6 protein-coding genes and 1 pseudogene are annotated in these 7,910 nt (G+C 71.8%); 3 read left to right on the top strand and 4 right to left on the bottom strand.

Annotated features, from left to right (window positions below; translation table 11 throughout):
• Positions 1 to 49: 49 nt before the first annotated feature.
• Entirely contained in the window at positions 50 to 901 is an 852-nt protein-coding gene (locus E1165_RS26730; RefSeq protein ID WP_132394494.1) for a serine hydrolase, read from the top strand.
• 87 nt (positions 902 to 988) lie between these two features.
• Here E1165_RS26730 and E1165_RS26725 read toward each other — a convergent pair whose 3' ends face one another.
• Both E1165_RS26725 and E1165_RS26720 read right to left on the bottom strand, forming a co-directional pair.
• Positions 989 to 1,786, bottom strand: a complete 798-nt coding sequence (locus E1165_RS26725) for a tyrosine-protein phosphatase (protein ID WP_132394493.1) — start codon at positions 1,784 to 1,786, stop codon at positions 989 to 991.
• Between the two features lie 174 nt (positions 1,787 to 1,960).
• Positions 1,961 to 2,959, bottom strand: coding sequence for a TerC family protein (locus tag E1165_RS26720; protein WP_132394492.1), 999 nt, complete (start codon positions 2,957 to 2,959; stop codon positions 1,961 to 1,963).
• A gap of 434 nt (positions 2,960 to 3,393) precedes the next feature.
• Between E1165_RS26720 and E1165_RS26715 the strand changes: the two genes are divergently transcribed.
• Positions 3,394 to 3,687, top strand: a complete 294-nt coding sequence (locus E1165_RS26715) for an antibiotic biosynthesis monooxygenase (RefSeq protein ID WP_132394491.1) — start codon at positions 3,394 to 3,396, stop codon at positions 3,685 to 3,687.
• 190 nt (positions 3,688 to 3,877) lie between these two features.
• Here the strand turns inward: E1165_RS26715 and E1165_RS26710 are convergent, their stop codons facing one another.
• Together E1165_RS26710 and uvrB are read right to left on the bottom strand one after the other, a co-directional pair.
• A complete protein-coding gene (locus tag E1165_RS26710) occupies positions 3,878 to 4,780 on the bottom strand; it encodes a helix-turn-helix transcriptional regulator (RefSeq protein ID WP_132394490.1) in 903 nt (300 codons plus the stop codon).
• 255 nt (positions 4,781 to 5,035) lie between these two features.
• Complete coding sequence (gene uvrB / locus E1165_RS26705) at positions 5,036 to 7,144, bottom strand: excinuclease ABC subunit UvrB (protein ID WP_132394489.1); 2,109 nt, start codon at positions 7,142 to 7,144, stop codon at positions 5,036 to 5,038.
• Between the two features lie 303 nt (positions 7,145 to 7,447).
• Here uvrB and E1165_RS26700 point away from each other — a divergent pair.
• Positions 7,448 to 7,910: pseudogene (locus tag E1165_RS26700) on the top strand (hypothetical protein); the annotation flags it as partial.

Raw genomic sequence — 7,910 nt, 5'->3', positions numbered from 1 at the left:
GTGACGGCGGGGCCGGGAAGTGGTGGCGGGGATCCGTTACGGTCGGCGCATGAGCTGGGACGATCTCGACGCGCGGCTGGACCGCGTGCCGGGCGTGGTGTCGGCGTACGTGGGACGGCTGGACGCCCCGGCCACCTGGACCCGGCAGCCCGCGGCGACGCACTACGCGGCCAGCACCATGAAGGTCGCGGTGCTGCTCGCCCTGCACCGGGCCGCCGAAGCGGGTGAAACCGACCTCGACGCCCCGGTCGTCGTGGTCAACGAGTTCGAGTCCGCCCGGTCGGGAACGCCCCGGTTCTCCTGCGCCCGTCACTACGACAACGACGACGCGGTCTGGGAACGGGTCGGCGCGACCGCCTCCCTGCGCTGGCTCGCCCACCGGATGATCACCAGGTCCAGCAACCTGGCCACCAACATCGTGCTCGGCCACGTCGGGCTGCCGGCGGTGGCGCGAGCCTGGGCGCTGGCCGGCGCCCGACACAGCGTCACCGGCCGGGGCATCGAGGACTTCGCCGCCCGGGAGGCCGGCATCACCAACCTGGTCACCGCCGCCGACCTGGCCGCGCTGCTCGGCGGGCTGGCCAGCGGGGTCGACCGGCCGGGACCGCTGGCCACGCCGGCGGCCTGCGCCGACATGGTGGCCGTGCTGCTGGCCCAGGAACACCGCGAGGACCTGGCCGCCGGCCTGCCGGCAGGCACCCCGATCGCGCACAAGAACGGTTGGGTACGCGGGGTGCGCCACGGTGCCGGAGTGGTCTTCCCGGATGACGCCCCGCCGTACGTCATCGCCGTCTGCACCACAACGGGGCCGCCCGCGGGCCAGGAGACGACGGACGGCTGCCGCCTGGTCGCGGACATCTCGGCGGCGGCCTGGGCGGCCCGGCGCCACCTGACCGGCTGACCGCCCGGCATCCGCGAGACTCCGCCGGTCCCGGCCCTCCGGTCCGCCGTCCACCACGGCCTCCGGCGACCCTCCGGGGCCGGCCCGCTACTCCAGCAGCTGCTCCCGCAGCGCGGCGCGTACCTCGTCGGTGACGCCCAACCCCACGCGCAGGTACGACTCGAACGACCCGTACACCCGGCGCACCTCGTCGTACGCGGCGTCCAGGTACTCCGGTCGCACCTCCAGCACCGGCCGCACCGTCTCCGGATCCAGCGACGGGTGCTGTCGCGTCATCGCCTCCAGCAGCACCTCCCGCAGGCTGGCGGTCAGCTCGTTGTTACGCAGGTAGTCGGCCCGGATCGCGGCGTCCTCGACCCCCAGGGCGGTCAGCAGCACCACGGCCAGCCAGCCGGTACGGTCCTTGCCGGCCGAGCAGTGGAACAGCAGCGGCAGGTTCGGCGCCTCGGCGGCCAGCCGTACCGCCGCCCCGAACCCGGCCCGCGCCGCCTCCCCGGTGACGAACCACCGGTAGATCGTCACCATGGCCGCCGGCGTGCCCTCCGTGGCGAGTTCGTCGTACGCCTCCAGGTCGTGGCCGAGCAGCACCGCGGAGACGTACGTGAAGACCGAGTGCGCCGGGTCGAGCACCGGCAGGTGCACCACCCTCGGCTGACCGACCAGCCGGTCCGCCGGGGCGACCGACATCTCGGAGGCGTCCCGCAGATCCACCACGCAGGCCGGCGCGAGCCTGCCCAGCACTGGCAGGTCCTCGTCGGTCAGCCGACCCAGAGCCGGGGTACGCAGCAGCCGACCGGAGCGCACCCGGCGACCGTCGGCGGTGGGCAGCCCGCCCAGGTCACGGGCGTTGGGAGCGCCCACCAGCCGCCAGTCCTGCCCGCCCATCCGACGTCCCCTCTCCCGTAGCGGGTGCCCGCACCTGATGACGAAGGCGGTACGTGCGCACCGGGCGTTCCGAGCGGGTCCGCGACGCGGGGGCGTGGGCCGGGTCGGAGCCGGTACGCGCCGGGCAGCGCCTACCCATCGGAGGGCGTCCCCGGCGGTGTGCGGACCCGGGGATCAGCGTCGTGCTTCGGCCAGCTCGCGACGCCGGTCCCGCGACGACTTGGCCAGGCTGGCCGCCGTGGCCACGGCGAGGGTACCCAGGATGATCACCAGTGACAGCCAGATCGGGATGTGCGGGGCCCAGCCGACGTGCTCCCCACCGTTGATGAACGGCACCTTGTTGTCGGCCAGGGCCTCCAGCACCAGCTTGACGCCGATGAAGCCGAGCACCACCGCCAGGCCGTAGCTGAGGTAGATCAACCGGTCCAGCAGGCCACCGAGCAGGAAGTAGAGCTGACGCAGGCCCATCAGCGCGAAGACGTTCGCGGTGAAGACGAGGTACGGCTCCTGGGTGATCCCGAAGATCGCCGGGATCGAGTCCAGCGCGAAGATCAGATCGGTGGTACCGATCGCGATCATCACGATCAGCATCGGGGTGAACATCCGTCGCCCGGCCTGGCTCGTGGTCAGCTTCGCGCCGTCGTAGTCCCGGGAGATCGGCAGCGCCTTGCGGCTCCACCGGATCAGCATGTTCTCGCTGAACTCGTCCTCGTCCGGCTCACCCTGACGGGCCAGGTTGACCGCGGTGTAGATCAGGAAGGCGCCGAAGAGGTAGAAGACCCAGGAGAACTGGGAGATCAGCGCGGCGCCGGCGGCGATGAAGCCGCCGCGCATCACCAGGGCCAGCACGATGCCGACGAGCAGCACCTTCTGCTGGTACTGCCGGGGCACCCCGAACCGGGCCATGATGATGACGAAGACGAACAGGTTGTCCACCGAGAGGCTGTACTCGGTCAGCCAGCCGGTGTAGAACTGGCCGGCCGCGCTGGCGCCGCTGGTGAGCCAGAGACCGGCGCCGAAGAGCAGGGCCAACCCGACGTAGAAGCCGACCCAGAGACTCGACTCGCGGACGCTGGGTTCGTGCGGCCGCCGGCCGACGATGAGGAGGTCCACCAGCAGGACCGCTGTCAGTGCGACGAGGGTTCCCGCCCACACCATTCCGGACACGTTCAATGCATTCCTCCGGCAGACACGCGGCGTCGGGCACACCGAAACGCCGGGTGGCGGCAGGGTGGGCGATGACGCGAGCTCAGGTGGCTGTCGGAGGTCTCTTCCGCCAGCGACCCGCGAGCGGGTCGTTGACCGATGGAGCCGGGTCGGGTGCCGGGGGTTGGCGGTCGACCGTGCTGACGACTCCGTCGCGGGGGAATACTCCCCTCCTCGGCGGCCATTGTTCACCATCTGGAGCCGGCGGCGCATCCCCGGGCTCCCGGATTGCAGGCAGTATCACGTTTCAGGGCCCACGTCCCGCAAGGCTTCCTAGGAGGCTAGGTGAAGGCCATGCTCCGGCCCGGATGCCGGGCGGCCTCGAACGCGGGCGGTTCCGCCCTCCCCAGACGACCGGACCCGGCAGCGCGGGCCCTCGGCGGACATGCGAGGCTTCCGGCATGGTGCTTGAGGTCGCGCTCATCGACGTAGTTCCCGGACACGAGGACGAGTTCGCCGCCGCGTACGCGCAGGCCCACTCGATCATCACGGCCGCCGAGGGCTGCCGGTCGGTCCGGATGACCCGGGGCATCGAGAGCCCGAGCCGGTTCGTGCTGCTGGTCGAGTGGGACTCGGTGGAGGCGCACGAGGAGAACTTCCGGGCCACCGAGTTGTTCGGCAGGTGGCGCGCCCTGATCGGTCCGCACTTCGCCGGCCCGCCCCGGGTCGAGCACTTCGTCGACGTCCCCGCCTGAGCCGTCACCGGTCCACAGCCGCCGTTGTCGCACCCCCGGGTTACCGTGCGACAGACGCGGCACACCGGCCCCGACGCGTTCGGGGGCGCCGGGACCGGTGGCCGCGCGGCGTCGACGTGCGGCGCTGCCCGGCCGGCCAGGGTGATCGACCCGGCGGGTGCTTCCACCGGGACCGGCGGGCGACGGCCGGCTACCGCACGTCGCCCCCGCCGACCCGGCGGCTTCCGTCGACCGCTCCGGCGGCGCGACCGCGCAACAGGGCGGCCGTCTCCTCCCCGTCGAGCGCGACCGACGCCAGCCAGTCGCTCACCCGCTCGTACCGCGCCACGTCCGCGTCGGTCGCCAGCCGCACGTCGGCGGTCAGCGTCTCCAGCATGACCGTGCGCGGGTCGGCGGGGTCGGGAAACGAGTATCTGGAGTAGCCGGTCAACGGGTGCACCCCGGCGTGCGGCGCGGCGGCGCGGGTCACCACCCGGACCGTGACGTGCGGCAGCTCGGCCAGCGCGAGCAGATGGGCCAGCTGCTCCTGCCACACCTCCGGCGTGACACCACCGCCGTCACAGACCCGCTCGTCGAGCAGGGCGGTGTACCGGGGCGGGTCGGGGCGGCGCAGCACCTGCTGACGCAGCAGCCGGGCCCGGACGTCGGCCTCGACGTCGACCTCAGGGTGCAGCAGCCGGCCGGCGCCGATCCGTAGCCGGGCGTAGCCCGGCGACTGGAGCAGGCCGGGCACGACGGCCGGCTGGTACTCGACGATGCTCGCCGCACCCGCCTCCAGCTCGGCGTACGTGCGTTGCCGCTCGTGCATCTCACCGAGCGTCCGCCACCAGCCTCGGCTGGTCGCCGCGTCCCGCGCGATGACGATCAGTTCGTCGCGCTGCGGCGCCGGAACCTGGTAGACGTCCAGCAGGTCCAGCACGTCGGCGAGATCGGGCCGACTCTGCCCCAACTCGATGCGGGACAGCTTCGAGGTGGACGCCCACCCCAGCAGGCCGCAGACCTGTTCCAGGGTGAGCGCCTTGCGCCTGCGTAACTGGCGTAGCTCGGCGCCCAGTCGCGCGCGCCGAATGACCGGACTCGATGACAACGGCATCCCCGCCTCCCCACGACGGAGGGTACGCAGGACCATCACCCACGGCAATACCTTGCTCGCGGAACGCAACCGTCCTTCATGTCCCTCCGTTGTGAGGACGGGCTGTCCCGTATCGCCGAAGGTCGCGAGTGCCAGACATGGGTTACGCGTGATCTCGCGACGGAACGCCGGCGGGAGCGTCACGTCTGACCCGAGAAGTTCCTTACCTGAGCCCTGCCTGAGCCGCTGAACAGATCGACCCGGCGGCCCCGCCGGTCACTTCACCCCGGCCGCGTCCATCCCGCGCAGCTCCTTCTTGAGCTCGGCGACCTCGTCGCGGATCCGGGCAGCCAGCTCGAACTGCAGCTCCCGGGCAGCGGCCAGCATCTGGTCGTTGAGCTCCTGGATGAGCTGCGCCAGGTCGGCCCGGGCCATCCCCTCGCGGGAGGGGCCGGCCGCGGTCGTCCGCTGACGACTGCGGGTCTCCTTCACCGGCGCCTTGCCCCGGGAGAGCTGCCGGACCGCGCCGCCGACGCGGGACGCCTCGGTGTCCTCCGCCTCGCGGTAGATGTCGTCGAGGATGTCGTGGATCTTCTTGCGCAGCGGCTCGGGGCTGATGCCGTGCGCCTCGTTGTGCGCGATCTGCTTGGCCCGCCGGCGGTTGGTCTCCTCGATCGCCTGCGCCATCGACGGTGTGATCTTGTCGGCGTACATGTGGACCTGGCCGGAGACGTTGCGGGCGGCCCGGCCGATGGTCTGGATGAGCGACCGGCCGCTGCGCAGGAAGCCCTCCTTGTCGGCGTCGAGGATCGCCACCAGGGACACCTCGGGCAGATCCAGGCCCTCGCGGAGCAGGTTGATGCCGACCAGCACGTCGTAGTCACCCTTGCGCAGCTCGCGCAGCAGCTCGACCCGGCGCAGGGTGTCGACCTCGGAGTGCAGGTAGCGCACCCGGATGCCGTTCTCCAGCAGGTAGTCCGAGAGATCCTCGGCCATCTTCTTGGTCAGCGTGGTGACCAGCACCCGCTCGTCACGCTCGGTACGCAGCTTGATCTCGTGCATGAGGTCGTCGATCTGCCCCTTGGTGGGCTTGACCACGACCTCCGGGTCGACCAGCCCGGTCGGGCGGATCACCTGCTCGACGTACTCGCCCTGGGCCTGCTCCAGCTCCCACGAGCCGGGGGTGGCGGAGAGGAAGACCATCTGGCCTACCCGCTCCAGGAACTCGTCGAAGCGAAGCGGCCGGTTGTCGGCGGCGCTGGGCAGCCGGAAGCCGTGGTCGATCAGCATCCGCTTGCGGGAGGCGTCGCCCTCGTACATGCCGCCGATCTGCGGGATGGTCACGTGCGACTCGTCGACGACGGTGAGGAAGTCGTCGGGGAAGTAGTCGAGCAGGCAGTGCGGGGGGCTGCCCGGCAGCCGCCCGTCCATGTGCATGGAGTAGTTCTCGATGCCGGAGCAGAACCCGACCTGGCGCATCATCTCGATGTCGTAGGTGGTGCGCATCCGCAGCCGCTGGGCCTCCAGCAGCTTGCCCTGGCGCTCCAGCTCGGCCAGCCGCTCGGCCAGCTCCGCCTCGATGTCGCGGATCGCCCGCTCCATCCGCTCCGGACCGGCCGCGTAGTGGGTGGCCGGGAAGATCACCAACTGGTCGACCTCCTTGACCACGTCGCCGGTGAGCGGGTTGAGGTAGTAGAGCTTCTCCACCTCGTCGCCGAAGAGCTCGACGCGGACCGCCAGCTCCTCGTACGCCGGGATGATCTCGAGCGTGTCGCCGCGGACCCGGAACGTCCCCCGCTGGAAGGCCATGTCGTTGCGGGTGTACTGGATGTCGACCAGCCGGCGCAGCAGCTGGTCGCGGTCGAGCTCCTGCCCGGCGGCGACCCGGACGGCCCGGTCGAGGTACTCCTCCGGGGTGCCCAGTCCGTAGATGGCCGAGACCGTGGCGACCACGATCACGTCACGGCGGGTGAGCAGCGACATCGTCGCCGAGTGCCGCAGCCGCTCGACCTCCTCGTTGATCGAGGAGTCCTTCTCGATGTAGGTGTCGGTCTGCGGGATGTACGCCTCGGGCTGGTAGTAGTCGTAGTACGAGACGAAGTACTCCACCGCGTTGTGCGGGAGCAACTCGCTGAACTCCTTGGCCAGCTGGGCACAGAGCGTCTTGTTGGGGGCCAACACCAGGGTCGGTCGCTGCAACCGCTCCACCAGCCACGCCGTGGTGGCGCTCTTGCCGGTGCCGGTCGCGCCGAGCAGCACCGTGTTGCGGTCACCGCGCCGGACCCGACGCTCCAGCTCGTCGATCGCCGCCGGCTGGTCACCGGCGGGCTGGAACTCGCTGATGACCTGGAAGCGGCCGTCCAGCCGGGGAATGTCGAGCGCCATGACATCCACGGTACGCCGGGGGTCCGACACTCCGGGCGGCTACCGTAGGTCCCTGATCGGCTTCGATATTGCCATTGTGGGGCACATCGCGCCGCGCTAGCCTGAAGACCGTAGGCCGCTCGCGGCGGCCGACCGGGCCGGTGGCCGGGCCCCTCATCGGGCTCCCACCCCCGGCACGCGAGGTCGCAGCACCCGGACATCACCGGCGTGCGCACCCGGCGTGGTCGCGCCCACGGCGCAGACCGGCCGCCGCGAGCGCCCCTGCCTCGTCACCCTCCCGCCCCGCCGGGCGTTCATCCCCTCGTGGACATCTCCCCCGACCGACGTCGCCGGGGACGCGGCCGGCGACGCCGCGACCCCGGTCTGCGCGCCGCACCCGCCCCACCGGACGTCGCCGCCGGTGAGCCACCACCCGAGGAGCCGACGTACCGGCGCGCCACCCTCGCCGCACTGTCCCTGGTCGCCGCCGCGTCCGCCGCCGCCCTGGTGGCCGGGCTGCTCGACTGGGCGCCCAAGTCGAACTCCCCGGCCCGCGCGTTGACCGGCGCCGAATCCGAACGGCTGGCCGCGGCCCGGGTCACCAACTACCGCGACATCCGCGCCGGGGTACGCCTCGTCGTCGGCACCGGCCGCACCCGCACCCACCTCGTCGGCTGGATCGACTGGGCCCGCCCGCTGGCGTACCTCGACGTGGGCGGCCCCGGAGCCGGGCCGCACCGCGGACTGGTGCAGGCCACCCCCTCGGTGGTGATGGTCCGCCCCGACC

The sequence above is a fragment of the Micromonospora sp. KC723 genome (assembly GCF_004348595.1).
Classification (GTDB): domain Bacteria; phylum Actinomycetota; class Actinomycetes; order Mycobacteriales; family Micromonosporaceae; genus Micromonospora.
The sequence above is the reverse complement of the archived record's forward strand: the minus strand, read 5'-3'. Positions and strand labels throughout refer to the sequence as shown.